Origin of the sequence: Granulicella aggregans, from assembly GCF_025685565.1 — a bacterium.
GTDB classification, from domain to species: Bacteria; Acidobacteriota; Terriglobia; order Terriglobales; family Acidobacteriaceae; genus Edaphobacter; species Edaphobacter aggregans_B.
Genome location: NZ_JAGSYE010000003.1, coordinates 873,542 through 886,720, shown reverse-complemented (window position 1 = coordinate 886,720; position 13,179 = coordinate 873,542). Strand labels below are relative to the sequence as shown.

Sequence of the window (13,179 nt, the reverse complement as noted above, 5' to 3'; positions counted from 1 at the left end):
CCATAAGTTCGTGCGATCTGCGAAGTTCTGCCGGAAACCGATGCCAGTGACGGCCGTAACTCAGGCAAAGATGCTGCGCTTCGCCGCACGCCGCCGCAGAATCACCGCGACCAGCGTCGAAAGCAGGATCGCAGTGATCAGCCCCTGCGACCAGACGCAGTAGATACACCACTTCTCCATCACGAAGGCTTCAAGGTAACTGAGGAAGCAGGCGCACATGAAGCCGAACTCGGCGAGGTGCAGGACGATCCAAAACCGGCCAAACAGGGCCAGGAGAGCGATCAATCCATACCCCGCGATGCCGACGGCTGCGACTGGAATATGGCGAGAGTTCGGCGCTTCATCGAAGCTGTGTGGCGGGAAGACCGCGAACCGGCTATGGTTCACCGCGCCGCAGTCCCAGTGCTCAGAGACTGCGCACGGCGGAGCCTGAGACGGATCCATCTTGTGTACCTTCAATGCCAGCACCGAAACGACCAGGCCCGCGATCGCGAGCAGCGCAATCAGAAATCGCATGATGCCATCTTACGTTGCTATTGGGTCCGTTGGCGGTAGGACGCCTCGCTTGGTTCGGGTTTCCTTTGACTTGACCGAAATCGACTTTCGCGCGGCCTTTTTCTTAGGAGCTCCAGCCGCCCGTTTTCTGGCCGGCTTCCGTAACTTCTCCGTCTTCACCGGCAGATACGCCGCCAGCCGCTGCTCCATCACCGCCACGGCCGCCGGATTCTCATCGACGAGCAGGAACTCGCGCCCGTTACGCGCCGCCGCTGCTCCCGTCGTTCCGCTGCCAGCAAAGAAGTCCAGCACCAGGTCGCCGGGGTTCGAGTGTACCCGCACAATTCGCTCCAGAATACCCAGCGGCTTCTGCGTCGCATAGCCGGTCTTCTCTTTGCCCGTTGGCGAGACGATCGTATGCCACCAGACATCGGTCGGAGTCTTGCCGCGCGCGGCCTTCTTTGCTCCAACCAGCGTCGGCGCCATGTAGGGTATGCGGTCGCTCGCCTCCAGATTGAAGGTGTACCGCCCCGGGTGACGGGTGTACCAGAGGATGTTGTCGTGCTTGGCCGGCCACTTCTTGGAGGCTCTCGCTCCGTAGTCGTAGGCCCAGATGATCTCGTTCTGAAAACATTCCCGGCCGAAGATTCCGTCCAGCATCACCTTGCAGTAGTGCACCTCGCGTGGATCGATGTGAAAGAAGAGGCTGCCGTAGGGCGCAAGGATACGGTGCGCCTCTTCCAGCCTTGGCCGCAGAAATCCCGGGTAGTCCGCGAAGCTGTCGCCGTAACCGCTGGTCGAAGCGCTCAGCTCGGCCAACTCCGTCCGGTAGCGTTTGCCGCCAAAGCCCACCCGGTCGCCGTCGGGGTCCTGGACCGTCTTCATCGCCGGACGGGACTGCCGTTTTCCCGTGTTGAACGGCGGATCGATGTAGATTAGCGGCACTGATCCCGCTTCTAGCCCGCGCAGCACCTCCAGATTGTCGCCGTACACGATCCGGTTCACCGTCACAGGGTATCGCGTATTGTCTTCCTTCCGTTTGTCGTCGCCCCGTAACTTCGCGGGTGCCGGATTTTGGCCGCAAGGTTCCTGCCGTGTATGTTTTATCCAGAACATCCGCTCTTCCCTGATGCCCTTCGAATCCCTTACCTTCGCCATGCTGTCTGATCCCGGTCGCGTCCGTCGTCGCAACGAAGACGCCTGCGCCGGCGACGCCCACCACGGTATCTTCGTTGTCTGCGACGGCGTCGGCGGGGCCGCCGGTGGCGAGATCGCCAGCCGTCTCGCCGCCGATTCCTTCCTCGCCCATCTGATCGAGATGAGGCAGGCAGGCATCTCGCCGGAGGTGGCCATGCACAACGGCGTCGAGTACGCCAACCGCATCGTGCATCGCCAGTCAAGCCAGGCAGCCGCCTTGCGCGGCATGGCGACCACGCTGGTCGCGCTCTACTTCGAGCCGGGGTCTACAGACGCCGCCATTCCTTCAGGCGCATGGCTCGCCAACGTGGGCGACAGCCGCTGTTACCGGCTCCGCGATGGCCAACTCGAGCAGTTGACGCTCGACCACTCCGTCGTCGAAGAACAGGTCCGAGCCGGGGAGATGACCCGTGAGCAGGCCGACCGCTCGCCCATCCGCAACGTCATCACCCGCGCCGTCGGATCGGAGTCTCGTGTGCTCGCCGATGTCCAGCGCATCGATGTCCTGCCCGGAGACATGTACCTGCTCTCCTCCGATGGCCTCATGCGCGAGCTCGCCAACCCCCAGATCGCGTCGATCCTGGGTGCAGCGGTGCCTCGCCCAGCGGATGGGACCGAAGATGCGGACCAGCCCACAAGCAATGCTCTGCTGGTCCGGGCCGTCGAGGAACTTATCGTCTGCGCCAATCGCAATGGAGGCGGCGATAACATCACCTGTCTTCTGGTGCAGGCTGGCTGAAGACGCGGTCACGGCAGAACGCTCCTCATTCGCGCTAACATCTCTTGCAGGTACCCTTGCACCGAGTATCGGCCAGTATTCCTTCCCATCCGCATCGCCGTGACTGGGATCAGCATCGGAAGTCTGTTGAGGAGATCAGAACTTGAGCGAGCTTTACTTTGAAGACTTCTACGTTGGTCAAACGTTCCACTCTGTAGTCACGGCAAAGGTGACAGCCGAAGAGATCAAGGAATTCGGCCAGAAGTACGATCCCCAACCCTTCCACCTCGACGAAGCTGCCGGCGAGGGCTCCTTCTTCAAAGGTCTCGCCGCCTCGGGCTGGCTGACCGCCGCCATCGTCATGCGCCTTCGTGTGCAGAGCATCCAGGTAGTCGGCGGTATGATCGGTGCGGGCGTCGAGGAGATGCGCTGGACCGAGCCCGTCCGCCCCGGCGACACCATTCGCACCGAGATCGAAGTCGCCGGCGTCCGCCAGTCGACCTCGCGCAAGGACTACGGCATCGTGCGCACCCGCACCCTCGCCTACAACCAGCGCAACGAGGTCGTCCTCCGCTCCACGGTAAACTTCCTCGCACCAGTCAAATCCTGAGCACAAGTGATCCATCCCCGGAATCAACGCGATTAGGGTTGCACCAGATTCGGTGCTTCCTTACCCACAGACTCCGGGCGTATTCTTGACTTCATGATGCGTATGACAGTGCTGGCCTCGGGGTCGAAGGGCAATAGCACCGTCGTCGCGTCTTCGCGCACCCGCGTTCTGGTCGATGCCGGACTCTCCTGCCGGGAACTGATGCGCCGCATGGCGATCGCCGGGGAAGACCCCTCCGCGCTCGACGCCATTCTGATCACCCACGAGCATCTCGACCACGTAGCCGGACTTGCTGTGCTTGCCCGCAAGCTCCGCATCCCCGTCTTCTTCACCGAGCAGACCCACCGCGCCTGGGTGCGCATGCTCACCCCAAAGACGACGATGACCTACGCTAAGTGGCTCGACCATCTGCAAAAGGAAAAAGAGGCCAAGGCGGCCCGGGCAGCCGTTCAGGAGAGCGGTCGCTCTGCGGAAGACCTGTGCGAGATTCCCGCTCTTTCGCTGGAAGACGTTCAGGTTGAAGAAGAGGCTCCGGCTGCCGTGAAAGCCGATCCCGCTTCGCTTCCTGCGGTCGAGTACTTCCGCGCCGGCTCGAACTTCTCCATCGGCGACATCGACATCACGCCCTTCACCATCCCGCATGATGCCGCTGACCCCTGCGGCTTCGTCTTCGCCGCCGAGGGTATCCGCATGGCCATCGCCACCGACCTCGGCTATATGCCGCCCAACGTGAAACAGGCGATTGCTGGCTCCGATGTGCTTCTGCTCGAATCGAACCACGACCTTGAGATGCTGCGTGACGGTCCGTACCCGTGGTCGGTGAAGCAGCGCGTGCTCTCCCGTGTGGGTCACCTGTCGAACCATGCGACGGCCGAGTTCCTCGCCCGCGACTACGATGGCGGTGCCGCGTACATCGTCCTCGGCCATCTTTCGGAGTCGAACAACGCCCCCGAGCTGGCCCGCATCAGTGCCGAACAGGCGATCGGTGACCGGATGAGGCTGCTGGGAAACCGGATCTTACTGGCCGAGCAGGCCCAGCCTCTGGAGTCGATCCAGCTCTAGCTGGTCTATCGGCCGATGTGCATGAATTTGAACACAGTGTGAATCTTTGCTCTCGGGCCGCGATCAAACAGGGTAGACTGGAGATACGCTATGCAACGATCCTCGAGACAGAATCCGATACAGATCTCTGAGCACAATCCCAGGGGCTTTGATCGCCGTGGAAGTCGGGCTGTTTGCAGCGACCCCATCGTTGGCGCGATCCTCTCGGGCTGGCGCTACGATCTCTCGGCCCTCTCGCCTGCCATGCGCAAGGACTACGACCTGCACATGGCAGAGTGCGCCCACTGCCGCTCCAAGCAGCGCATGCATCGCACCGTCGATGTCCTGCTCATCTCGGTCAGCACCCTGTCCATCGTGGCCTTCTTCCTTGCCGCGGTGATCATGCACCGGGTGGAGGCGATCACTCACATCGCGCAGTTCAGGGTTCATCTCGGCCAGCACGCTGCCGTGTACATCTCGCTTGAGGCAGTCGCCATCGCCGGTCTCTTCTTCTCGACGCTGCTTTGGATTCTGGTGGCGATCGCCACCCCGCTCCCGGGCTTCCTGGGTGCTGTTCTTCAGCAGCGAATTCCGGCAGACCTGCGTCAGCGATTCTCGAAAGACGCAGCCTAGCAGGACCCATGGCCGTCCCATCTCCGAGTCCCGTTTACTCCTCTTCGCAAGGTGAAGTTCTTCCGCCGCCTGGAGAGGCATCGCCCTCGCAAGGCTTTGAACTGGTTGAGCCCGCGACCTCGAAACGCAGAGGCTTCGTCTTCTCGGACGCTCCGGCCACCTATCTCCTTGTTGGTATCAACTGCGCAGTCTTCGTCTGGATGGTATTGCGCGGCGTCTCGTTTCAGTCGCCATCACCCGAGGATCTTCTACGTTTCGGAGCGAACAATACCAGCCTTGTGCTGCACGGGGAGTGGTATCGCCTGCTCACCGCGACCTTCGTCCACGTCGGCTGGATTCACCTCGCCACCAACATGTGGTGCCTCTGGAATCTTGGCTTGCTGGGCGAGCCCCTGATCGGGCCTTTCGGTCTCGCTGCTGTCTATCTGCTGACCGGGATTGCGGGGAATCTGCTCTCCATGGCGGTCGATGTTTTGAGCCGCACTGACTCAATCGGCGCGGGAGCCTCGGGAGCCGTCTTCGGCATCGCCGGGATTCTGATCGTCCTGCTCTCCAACCGTCGTCTCCCCATCCCATGGGACGAACTGCGCCGGCTTCGGCGCTCCGTCATCCAGTTCGCAATCCTGAACCTGCTGATCGGCGGAGCCTCCAACTTCTTCGATGTCATCCGGATCGACAACAGCGCCCATGTAGGCGGCTTTCTCTCCGGCCTCGCGCTTGGATTTCCCCTGGTCCCGCGCATGACCGCAGGCCGCGAGCGCTACTTCGCTCGGCAAAAGATAACTTTTGCCATGACCGCATTACTGCTGTCACTCTTCGGATACTGGATCGCGAATCTAAGTCAGAGCTAGCTTGTCGCGGTCGAAGCGAACTTCTTCACCATGGCCAGCAGCAGCCTGCGATCGCTGTCGCCGAGTTGCGAGGAGTAGCGCTGGATCTGCGTCAGAAAGCGAATCTCCTCCTCGTTCAGGTTCAGCCCGGACATCTCCTTGGCCACACCTTCCTCCGCGAAGAACTGCGAGAGTTGCATGTCCAGCGAGTGGGCGATCTTCTGCAGCGTGTCCAGCGAGGGCACGGTGTGCCCGTTCTCCACGCGCGACAGATAGCAGCGCAGCAGCCCCGTGCGCTTCTCGATGTCGCCCTGCGACATCCCCTTCTGCAGCCGGTACTCGCGGATCGTCGTGCCGATATTCATCGACAGGGAGAGGGACTTCGGGTGCTCGCCGGGGTTCGTGGAGAAGATTGCCTGAACGTTTGCCATTGACCATAAAGTAACTAGCCACTAGCGCCGGGTCAATGGGCAACCTTTGTCGAGGACACTAATTCCGTACCATTCCGGGTTCCTATGACTGCCGGGGAGCCGGAAGGCCGTCCCTAACCCATGTACATCCCGCCATTTACGTCCAGCGTATGCCCGGTGATGTATCCCGCCTCCTCGGACGCAAGAAAGGCGACGGCCGCGGCGACATCCTGATCGGTTCCCGCCCGCTGCAACGGAATGTGCTGGGTCATCGCTGTCCGTTGCTCGTCGGTCAGGATGGCTGTCATGGCCGTTTCGATGTACCCGGGAGCGACCGCGTTGACCGTGATTGTCCGGCTGGCAAGCTCCCGCGCCAGCGACTTCGTGACCCCGATCAGACCGGCCTTCGAGGCGGCATAGTTCGCCTGCCCTGCCTGGCCCATCTCGCCGACGACCGACGTAATGTTCACGATCCGGCCCCAGCGCGTCTTCAGCATCGAGCTCATCACTGCCTGCGACATCAGGAAAGAGCCCGTCAGGTTGGTCGAGATCACGTCGTCCCAGTCCTTCTTCTTCATGCGCAGGGTCAGGATGTCACGCGTGATGCCGCCGTTGTTGACCAGGATGTCGACCTTGCCGAAGTGCGCGATGACGGCCTTGGAGCAGGCCTTGATCGAGTCCTCGCTCGCCAGATCAAGCTCGAAAGCTTGGGCAATTCCACCCGCAGCTACGATCTCCGCCGCCACTTCCGCCAGCTTCTCCTGGTTGCGGGCGGCCAGAGCGACGGATGCTCCCGCCTCCGCCAGCTTCAGGGCGCACGCCCTTCCGATTCCCTGCGATGCTCCGGTCACGAGCGCGATACGACCTGCCAGATTTCCCATAGTCCCCGTTCTACAGCCATGCCTTGTTCTGCGCGAAGCCGACCTGAAGATTATACGGAGCCATCGGGCTCAAGCGACCAGATGTACACCTGCAGGCGTCGGGAGAAGTGAAGGACTGGCGGTCGGTTCGGCAGCATCAACCCATGAGCCAGTGCGATGCGGTTTGTGCGAATCTCGGCCTCCGCAGCCTCCAAGGGCCACGGCTTGTGGTGGATATTGCCGACCAGTATCCGTCCGCGAGAGTTGGTGAAGAGGCAGTATCGCTCGGTGAGGAAGTGCTCCAGCGTCCCCGGCTGGCTAGGCAGAGCATCGGCGGCTCTGCCTAGCCCGCGATACGTCGCCTGGAAGCTCGCCCCGGCGGAGGTCAGCAGGCGGCGGCTCTTATAGCGCACGGTGCCGTCAGCGGCCGTCTCCCGCACCATGTTGGCGTAGAAGTAGGGCAGGTGGAAGATCGTCCTGGCCCCGATCACCGCGAGCAGACTGGCGGCGTCGAGCGAGAAGAAGAACACACCCGCGCGGCCCGTCAGCCTTGAGCGGACGTAGGTGCGGAGGTTCAGCTCGGGAAAGGTCTCGACCATCGGAATCGCCACGCTTTGGTCCGTGCTGCCCGGTATGCGGTGCCGAACCCCATCCATCCAGAAAGGCACTACGCCTACCCAGGCGTAACCGTCGAAGGTGTCAATATCGAGGCCGGGTGGGATCAGCGCCGCCATGGTCGCCGGGGCAATCGGCCAGTGGGCGAAGAGCAGATCGTTCCAATTTTGCGTCATGGTCCAGGCGCGATCAGGCAGCGGAAATGGCCGGTGGCCCGTCTCCTCAAGCACTTCGGCCGGTCTTTGCTCCGAGTCCATCGCTTGATCTTGGGCCATATCTCTTGTGATGCGGCGGATCATCCACCGCCGCGAATAACGTATCCTGTCCTTCGACCATGTCACAAGAACAGATCCAATCCGTAACGCCGCACACGGGCGGGCCAGCGGCAAGCGAACCAAAGCAGAACGTCACCGACGTCTACGCAATTCACGGCGCAGACCCAGAAGTGCTCGCCTACGCCATGGCGAAGTACTCACGGTCGTCGCTCTCTATGCGCGAATCGCTCGCCGAGATCGACTCGCAGCGCGCCGAGCAGTTTCTTAATACTTTCTACTTCCAGTACGGTCACCGCTCCATCGCCGATCTCGCCCACATCCCCTTCGCCATCGAGCGGCTGAGCCTGCTGGCCGCAATCGCTCTGGTCGACGAGCAGCGCTGGGACGGCCAGGAGCGGTCTACCCGGTATCAGGATTTTCGCAAGTCAGGATGGTATACGCCTCCGTTCGGCGAGGCGACGCCGGTATTTACCGCTGCGATCGAGGCGTCGTTCGCTGCCTATGACGCGATCTCGCAGGGCATGCTGGTGGCGTTGAAGTCGGCCATCGCCCGCCCCGACGCGATGAAGCCCGACGCCTACGAACGCACGCTGAAAGCCAGGGCATTCGATGTCGCACGCTACCTTCTGCCGCTGGCGACAAACACCTCGCTGGGCCAGATCGTGAACGCCCGCACGCTCGAGACCCAGGTCTCGCGCCTTCTCACCAGCGAGTTTGCGGAGATCCGCGAGATTGCAGAGAAGCTGCGAATCGCCGCCTCCGAGCCAGCCTGGAATGTGCAGCACAGCAAGCTTCAGCCGCTCATCGACGACCTTCGCCAGACCGATGCCGCCGCTGCTCAGCTTCTCGGCGATCGCGTTCTTCGCCCGGTAAAGACCGCGCCGACGCTGGTGAAGTACGCCAACCCATCCGACTACATCGTGAACTCGCGCGCTGAGTTGAGAGCTGCGGCCCATGAACTGATGGCAGGGCAGCCGATTGACGCCGCTTCGGTGGTCGACCTGATCGACGATGGCGAGTCACTCGAAGTCGAGATCGCGACCTCACTGCTCTATCCGCACTGCCACTACCCGTACCGCCAGCTTCGCGCCGAGGTCGAAGGCCTTACCGTCGCGCGGCGGGACGAACTCGTCGCCCTCGGCGCGACGCATCGCGGCCGCCACGACGAACTCTCACGGTCATTCCACTCCGGCCACGGGCTGCGCTTCGACATTCTGATGGACATTGGCGGCTTCCGCGACATGCACCGCCATCGCCGCTGTGTGCAACTGTTGCAGGAGTACACCGATCTGCACGGATACGAGACGCCGGAGTGCCCTGGTCAGCCTACGCTGGCCCAGGCGGGCCTGGAAGCGGTTTACGTGGAGGCGATGGATGCCGCGCTGCGCTGCTACCGGCGTCTGAAGACGAGCAGCGAGCCGGAGGGTGCCCAGTCCGCGCAGTACGCGCTTCCTTTGGGCGTCCGCTGCCGGTCGCTCTTCAAGATGGACTTTGCCGAGGCGCTGTATATCTCGGAACTTCGTTCAGGCGTTGCAGGCCACTTCAGCTATCGCCGCGTGGCCTGGGAGATGTACCTTGCGGTGGCCAGACGTCACCCGTCGCTGGCCGGATACTTCCGCATCGAAGACGTGAATCAACCTGTGGACCTGCTCCGGCGCTGAACCGCATCGCGCCGGGGCCTGTCTAAATTCCGGATACGGAAGCCGGGATCGTGGGAGCAGAGGCGACGCTCGCCTCGATCAGCGCCGTGCCCAGGTCGATGGACACCGTCTGCACTGGAACGCCGAGTGTGTAGGCAATCTCCGTGACGCTGTCACCCTGGCTCTGCAAGACCTTGATGTTCGCGTCGAGAGATAGCTCTACCGTGTCCTTCGGGGGAGGTGGCGGTGGCGGCGGCGGAGGGGGTGGTGGTGTCTTCGACGCCGATTGCGTGGACGAAGAGACGCTGTCCACGGGAGAGACGGCTGCGACGGAGATTGGAGAGACGCTGATGCTCATGGGAGGAACCTGCCTTAGGTGGTTCTTACTTCCTCTTCAACGCATATATCGGTCGAAATTAGAAAAACTTCACCGAATGCGGGCCAACGCCGTCTCCGTAACCAGGGCTGAATTCGCCTTTTCTTTGCCTTTTCCCGTTTCGGTGCTAGAATCCGGTGACGTTCAAATTATGGAGTGTTTATCGTGGCAGACGACCGCAGCAAAGCTATAGAAACCGCGCTTTCACAGCTCGAAAAACAGTTTGGCAAGGGCTCGGTGATGCGCCTGGGATCGAAGGAGGCGATTGTCCCGATTTCCGTCATCTCGACGGGGTCGATTTCCTTCGACGCGGCCTTGGGAGTTGGCGGCGTTCCGCGCGGACGAGTCATTGAAATCTTTGGCCCTGAATCCTCGGGCAAGACGACGATTACCCTGCAGATCGTCGCCGAAGCGCAGAAGGCCGGCGGTCTCGCTGCTTTCGTCGACGCCGAGCATGCTCTCGATCCAGCTTATGCCCGTAAGCTCGGCGTAGATATCGACAACCTGCTGATCTCGCAGCCGGACTACGGCGAGCAGGCGCTGGAGATCGTCGAGGCGCTGGTGCGCTCGAATGCCATCGACGTTCTGGTGGTTGACTCGGTCGCTGCGCTGGTGCCGAAGGCGGAACTCGACGGCGAGATGGGCGACTCCCACATGGGCCTGCAGGCCCGTCTGATGAGCCAGGCGCTCCGCAAGCTGACCGGCACTGTCTCGAAGTCGCGCACCTGCCTGATCTTCATCAACCAGATCCGTGACAAGATCGGCGTCATGTTCGGCAACCCTGAGACGACGACCGGCGGTCGCGCACTTAAGTTTTATTCCTCCATGCGCATCGACATTCGCCGCATCGGCGCGGTGAAGGAAGGCGACGTCGTCGTCGGCTCCCGCACCAAGATCAAGGTGGTGAAGAACAAGGTGGCTGCACCGTTCCGCGACGCCGAGTTCGACATTCTTTACGGCGAAGGAATCTCGCGCGAAGGCGATGGGCTCGATCTGGCTGTGCTGCACAACATCGTGGACAAGAGCGGGGCCTGGTATAGCTACCAGGGCGAGCGCATCGGCCAGGGCCGCGAGAACGTCCGCAACTTCCTCAAGGAGAACAAGGACGTCTTCGGGCGCATCGACGCCGAAGTTCGCAAGAAGCTGAACATCGGTGCTGCGGTTCCCGCGGATGTTCCCGCTGCACCGGCTAATGGAGCGGCGGTTGCTGCTGAAGTGATCAAGAGCAAGAAGTAGTCTCTGAGAAACAGAAAGAGGGGCGATCGTACAAGCGATCGCCCTACTTTCTGTTTGCCATCCTTCGAATCCGTCATCCTGAGCGGACCACCTTGCAGCCTCATCGCAAGGTGCGTAGTCGAAGAACCCCGAGGGCGACGATCCTGCCACTACCCGCGCACCTTTCGGCCTCGGAATACGACATTCGTGGCGGAACACTGTAGCCATCCACGGTGATGTCTGCAGCCTCGAGGTCCTTCGACTCCGTCCGGCGCAAAGACGCGCCAGACTTCGCTCAGGATGACGGCATCTTTGAAGAGCTTCAAGTCGGGACTTCGAAGCCTATACCGCTATGAAGGGTCTCCCGAGGCCTACAACCGTCCGGCCAGCGGTGACGTTCAACACCTCGATAAACGCGACCACCAGTGCATCGATACCCGTGATCAGCCCGAAGTAGCCGCCTACCTGCGAGAAGCTGAAGCTGGCCGTGTTCCAGCCCGCGTCGCCTGCGGCCAGCAGGAAGAAGGTGATCCAGAGCAGAAGGAAGATACTCCAGACCGCCTTGTTCGAGCGGAAGGTCACGATCCACATCAGGAAGGTGAAGACACCCCACATCAGCAGAACGCACGCGATGCCGACCGGAGCCGGCGGCTTGATCCATCCCGCTCCAACTGTCCACTGCAACAGCGCGAACCACCACCAGAAGAGCCCATACGACGTGAAGGCGACCATGCCGAAGGTGTTGCCGACGCGGAACTCGAGCACCCCGGCGATCAGTTGAGCGACGCCGCCGTACGCGAAGGCCAGTGGGACGACCACCGGCACCGCCTCCTTCGGCAGAATGCCTGCATTGATGCAGCTGAGGACGATGGTAGTCAGGCCGAAGGCCGCCAATCCTAAAGGCCCGGGATTGGCGATCTTGGGAGCCAGCACCAGTTGAGAAGAGGGAGACCCAGCCGGGTACTCCGAGAGACTTGCCATGAAGTTGGGTTCCTTTGGTCGCAGAACTTTTGATTCCGCGCCATCGTACTCACTTGGCAGGCAACTTGTCGCGTGAATTTTCGCTTGGTCGCCCGGTTGAACGCCCGTTCGCCAAACCACGATATGCTTCATCTGACATGCATACCGTCAAGGCGATCTATCCGGGCACCTTCGATCCACTCACTAACGGCCATCTCGACCTGATCGCACGCGGCTCGAAGATCGTCGATCAACTTATTGTCGCCATCCTTCGTAACAGCGAGAAGGGGACGCCCTTGTTCACCGTCCCCGAGCGCGAAGAGATGATTCGCGAGGCGACCATTGGCTTCGGCAACGTCTCCGTGACAACATTCAACGGACTCCTGGTAGACTTCGCCCGGCAACAGGGAGCGAAGGCTGTCCTGCGCGGCATCCGGGCCATCAGCGATTATGAGTACGAGTTCCAGATGGCCATGATGAATCGGAAGCTCGATCCCGAACTCGAGACGCTCTTCATGATGCCGGCGGAGAAGTACACCTATGTGAGCTCGCGGCTCATCAAGGGAGTCTTCCAGCTTGGCGGCGATGTCACCGCGCTGGTGCCGCCGCTGGTCGTCGAACGGCTCAAGGCAAAGACGGTGACTCCTCATGCCGACTGAGACCTTCGCCGAACCCGCCAGGATGACGATTCAGGAACAGTTCGGCCAGATCGATATCTACGTCTTCGATCAGATTCTGCGAGGCAACATCGCTCCCGGCATGCGGATACTCGATGCTGGTTGCGGCTATGGCCGGAACCTCGTCCACCTGCTGCGCGAAGGCTGCGAGGTCTTCGCCGTCGACGCGAGTCCCGAGGGCGTCGATCACGTCCGCCAGCTTGCCGCCATCCTCGCCCCGCAGCTTCCAGCGAAGAACTTCCAGGTTGCGGCGATCGAACAGATGCCGTTCCCGGACGGATTTGCCGAGGTCGTGATCTGCAACTCGGTCCTGCACTTCGCCCGTGACGAGCGCCACTTCCACGACATGCTGGCCGAACTCTGGCGCGTCCTCCGGCCCGGAGGCATGCTCTTTACTCGCATCGGCTCCCGCATCGGCATGAGCTTTCCGCAGGTCCGCAAAGATATCTACCGGATCGGCGACGGCTCCGAGTGGTTCCTGGTGGACGAGCAGATGCTGCTCGACCTGACCGCCGAGCTCGACGCTGTCCTGGTCGACCCGCTCAAGACCACCATCGTGCAGGACCACCGCTGCATGACCACCTGGGTGCTTCGCAAACGGTGCGTTTCACGCTGAGCCTGACGCTT

The 13,179-nt window shown here is 61.7% G+C and carries 16 protein-coding genes; 9 read left to right on the top strand and 7 right to left on the bottom strand.

What is annotated here, in order from left to right; genetic code table 11:
- Positions 1 to 60 precede the first annotated feature (60 nt).
- Together OHL18_RS19030 and OHL18_RS19025 are read right to left on the bottom strand one after the other, a co-directional pair.
- Positions 61 to 516, bottom strand: a complete 456-nt coding sequence (locus OHL18_RS19030) for a vitamin K epoxide reductase family protein (protein ID WP_263376452.1) — start codon at positions 514 to 516, stop codon at positions 61 to 63.
- Between the two features lie 9 nt (positions 517 to 525).
- On the bottom strand, positions 526 to 1,611 hold the full coding sequence (locus tag OHL18_RS19025; protein WP_263376451.1) for a DNA-methyltransferase: 1,086 nt from the start codon (positions 1,609 to 1,611) through the stop codon (positions 526 to 528).
- 13 nt (positions 1,612 to 1,624) lie between these two features.
- On the opposite strand from OHL18_RS19025, the gene OHL18_RS19020 reads away from it, so the two are divergent.
- The 5 genes from OHL18_RS19020 to OHL18_RS19000 all read left to right on the top strand — a co-directional run bounded on the left by OHL18_RS19020 (position 1,625) and on the right by OHL18_RS19000 (position 5,545).
- Complete coding sequence (locus OHL18_RS19020; RefSeq protein WP_263376450.1) at positions 1,625 to 2,431, top strand: PP2C family protein-serine/threonine phosphatase; 807 nt, start codon at positions 1,625 to 1,627, stop codon at positions 2,429 to 2,431.
- A 142-nt stretch (positions 2,432 to 2,573) separates the two neighbouring features.
- Positions 2,574 to 3,020, top strand: coding sequence for a MaoC family dehydratase (locus OHL18_RS19015; protein ID WP_263376449.1), 447 nt, complete (start codon positions 2,574 to 2,576; stop codon positions 3,018 to 3,020).
- A 93-nt stretch (positions 3,021 to 3,113) separates the two neighbouring features.
- Positions 3,114 to 4,082: an MBL fold metallo-hydrolase gene (locus tag OHL18_RS19010; protein WP_263376448.1), complete on the top strand. Its 969-nt coding sequence runs from the start codon at positions 3,114 to 3,116 to the stop codon at positions 4,080 to 4,082.
- Positions 4,083 to 4,172: 90 nt separating this feature from the next.
- Complete coding sequence (locus tag OHL18_RS19005; protein WP_263376447.1) at positions 4,173 to 4,694, top strand: hypothetical protein; 522 nt, start codon at positions 4,173 to 4,175, stop codon at positions 4,692 to 4,694.
- Positions 4,695 to 4,702: 8 nt separating this feature from the next.
- Positions 4,703 to 5,545 (top strand): rhomboid family intramembrane serine protease, encoded by an 843-nt coding sequence (locus tag OHL18_RS19000; RefSeq protein WP_263376446.1) that lies wholly within the window; start codon positions 4,703 to 4,705, stop codon positions 5,543 to 5,545.
- Here OHL18_RS19000 and OHL18_RS18995 read toward each other — a convergent pair.
- The 3 genes from OHL18_RS18995 to OHL18_RS18985 form a co-directional block, all read right to left on the bottom strand.
- Positions 5,542 to 5,889: a helix-turn-helix domain-containing protein gene (locus OHL18_RS18995; RefSeq protein ID WP_184214214.1), complete on the bottom strand. Its 348-nt coding sequence runs from the start codon at positions 5,887 to 5,889 to the stop codon at positions 5,542 to 5,544. The two genes, OHL18_RS19000 and OHL18_RS18995, sit on opposite strands and share 4 nt — an antisense overlap.
- Positions 5,890 to 6,068: 179 nt before the next feature.
- Positions 6,069 to 6,815, bottom strand: coding sequence for a 3-oxoacyl-[acyl-carrier-protein] reductase (gene fabG, locus OHL18_RS18990; RefSeq protein WP_263376445.1), 747 nt, complete (start codon positions 6,813 to 6,815; stop codon positions 6,069 to 6,071).
- Between the two features lie 50 nt (positions 6,816 to 6,865).
- On the bottom strand, positions 6,866 to 7,684 hold the full coding sequence (locus OHL18_RS18985; protein ID WP_263376444.1) for a YqjF family protein: 819 nt from the start codon (positions 7,682 to 7,684) through the stop codon (positions 6,866 to 6,868).
- Positions 7,685 to 7,743: 59 nt separating this feature from the next.
- Between OHL18_RS18985 and OHL18_RS18980 the strand changes: the two genes are divergently transcribed.
- Positions 7,744 to 9,345, top strand: a complete 1,602-nt coding sequence (locus OHL18_RS18980; protein ID WP_263376443.1) for an FAD-dependent thymidylate synthase — start codon at positions 7,744 to 7,746, stop codon at positions 9,343 to 9,345.
- Between the two features lie 22 nt (positions 9,346 to 9,367).
- Here the strand turns inward: OHL18_RS18980 and OHL18_RS18975 are convergent, their stop codons facing one another.
- Positions 9,368 to 9,682 carry a hypothetical protein gene (locus tag OHL18_RS18975; RefSeq protein ID WP_263376442.1) on the bottom strand — a complete coding sequence of 105 codons (315 nt, stop codon included), beginning with the start codon at positions 9,680 to 9,682 and terminating at the stop codon, positions 9,368 to 9,370.
- Between the two features lie 183 nt (positions 9,683 to 9,865).
- On the opposite strand from OHL18_RS18975, the gene recA reads away from it, so the two are divergent.
- A complete protein-coding gene (recA, locus tag OHL18_RS18970; RefSeq protein WP_317890514.1) occupies positions 9,866 to 10,936 on the top strand; it encodes a recombinase RecA in 1,071 nt (356 codons plus the stop codon).
- 321 nt (positions 10,937 to 11,257) lie between these two features.
- Here the strand turns inward: recA and OHL18_RS18965 are convergent, their stop codons facing one another.
- Complete coding sequence (locus tag OHL18_RS18965; RefSeq protein WP_263376441.1) at positions 11,258 to 11,896, bottom strand: acetate uptake transporter; 639 nt, start codon at positions 11,894 to 11,896, stop codon at positions 11,258 to 11,260.
- Positions 11,897 to 12,033: 137 nt separating this feature from the next.
- Here OHL18_RS18965 and coaD point away from each other — a divergent pair, with 137 nt between their 5' ends.
- Together coaD and OHL18_RS18955 are read left to right on the top strand one after the other, a co-directional pair.
- Complete coding sequence (gene coaD / locus OHL18_RS18960) at positions 12,034 to 12,534, top strand: pantetheine-phosphate adenylyltransferase (protein ID WP_263376440.1); 501 nt, start codon at positions 12,034 to 12,036, stop codon at positions 12,532 to 12,534.
- Entirely contained in the window at positions 12,524 to 13,168 is a 645-nt protein-coding gene (locus OHL18_RS18955) for a class I SAM-dependent methyltransferase (protein WP_263376439.1), read from the top strand. Before coaD ends, OHL18_RS18955 begins: the two co-directional genes overlap by 11 nt.
- Positions 13,169 to 13,179: the final 11 nt, after the last annotated feature.

Excerpts from the sequence above, each read along its gene's own strand:
- OHL18_RS19025 (WP_263376451.1), bottom strand. The coding sequence starts at position 1,611 with ATGTTCTGGATAAAACATACACGGCAGGAACCTTGCGGCCAAAATCCG.
- OHL18_RS19005 (WP_263376447.1), top strand. The coding sequence starts at position 4,173 with ATGCAACGATCCTCGAGACAGAATCCGATACAGATCTCTGAGCACAAT.
- OHL18_RS18965 (WP_263376441.1), bottom strand. The coding sequence starts at position 11,896 with ATGGCAAGTCTCTCGGAGTACCCGGCTGGGTCTCCCTCTTCTCAACTG.
- OHL18_RS18980 (WP_263376443.1), top strand. The coding sequence starts at position 7,744 with ATGTCACAAGAACAGATCCAATCCGTAACGCCGCACACGGGCGGGCCA.
- OHL18_RS19010 (WP_263376448.1), top strand. The coding sequence starts at position 3,114 with ATGATGCGTATGACAGTGCTGGCCTCGGGGTCGAAGGGCAATAGCACC.
- coaD (WP_263376440.1), top strand. The coding sequence starts at position 12,034 with ATGCATACCGTCAAGGCGATCTATCCGGGCACCTTCGATCCACTCACT.
- OHL18_RS18985 (WP_263376444.1), bottom strand. The coding sequence starts at position 7,684 with ATGGCCCAAGATCAAGCGATGGACTCGGAGCAAAGACCGGCCGAAGTG.
- OHL18_RS18955 (WP_263376439.1), top strand. The coding sequence starts at position 12,524 with ATGCCGACTGAGACCTTCGCCGAACCCGCCAGGATGACGATTCAGGAA.
- fabG (WP_263376445.1), bottom strand. The coding sequence starts at position 6,815 with ATGGGAAATCTGGCAGGTCGTATCGCGCTCGTGACCGGAGCATCGCAG.
- OHL18_RS18995 (WP_184214214.1), bottom strand. The coding sequence starts at position 5,889 with ATGAATATCGGCACGACGATCCGCGAGTACCGGCTGCAGAAGGGGATG.
- OHL18_RS19020 (WP_263376450.1), top strand. The coding sequence starts at position 1,625 with ATGCCCTTCGAATCCCTTACCTTCGCCATGCTGTCTGATCCCGGTCGC.
- OHL18_RS18975 (WP_263376442.1), bottom strand. The coding sequence starts at position 9,682 with ATGAGCATCAGCGTCTCTCCAATCTCCGTCGCAGCCGTCTCTCCCGTG.
- OHL18_RS19000 (WP_263376446.1), top strand. The coding sequence starts at position 4,703 with ATGGCCGTCCCATCTCCGAGTCCCGTTTACTCCTCTTCGCAAGGTGAA.
- OHL18_RS19030 (WP_263376452.1), bottom strand. The coding sequence starts at position 516 with ATGCGATTTCTGATTGCGCTGCTCGCGATCGCGGGCCTGGTCGTTTCG.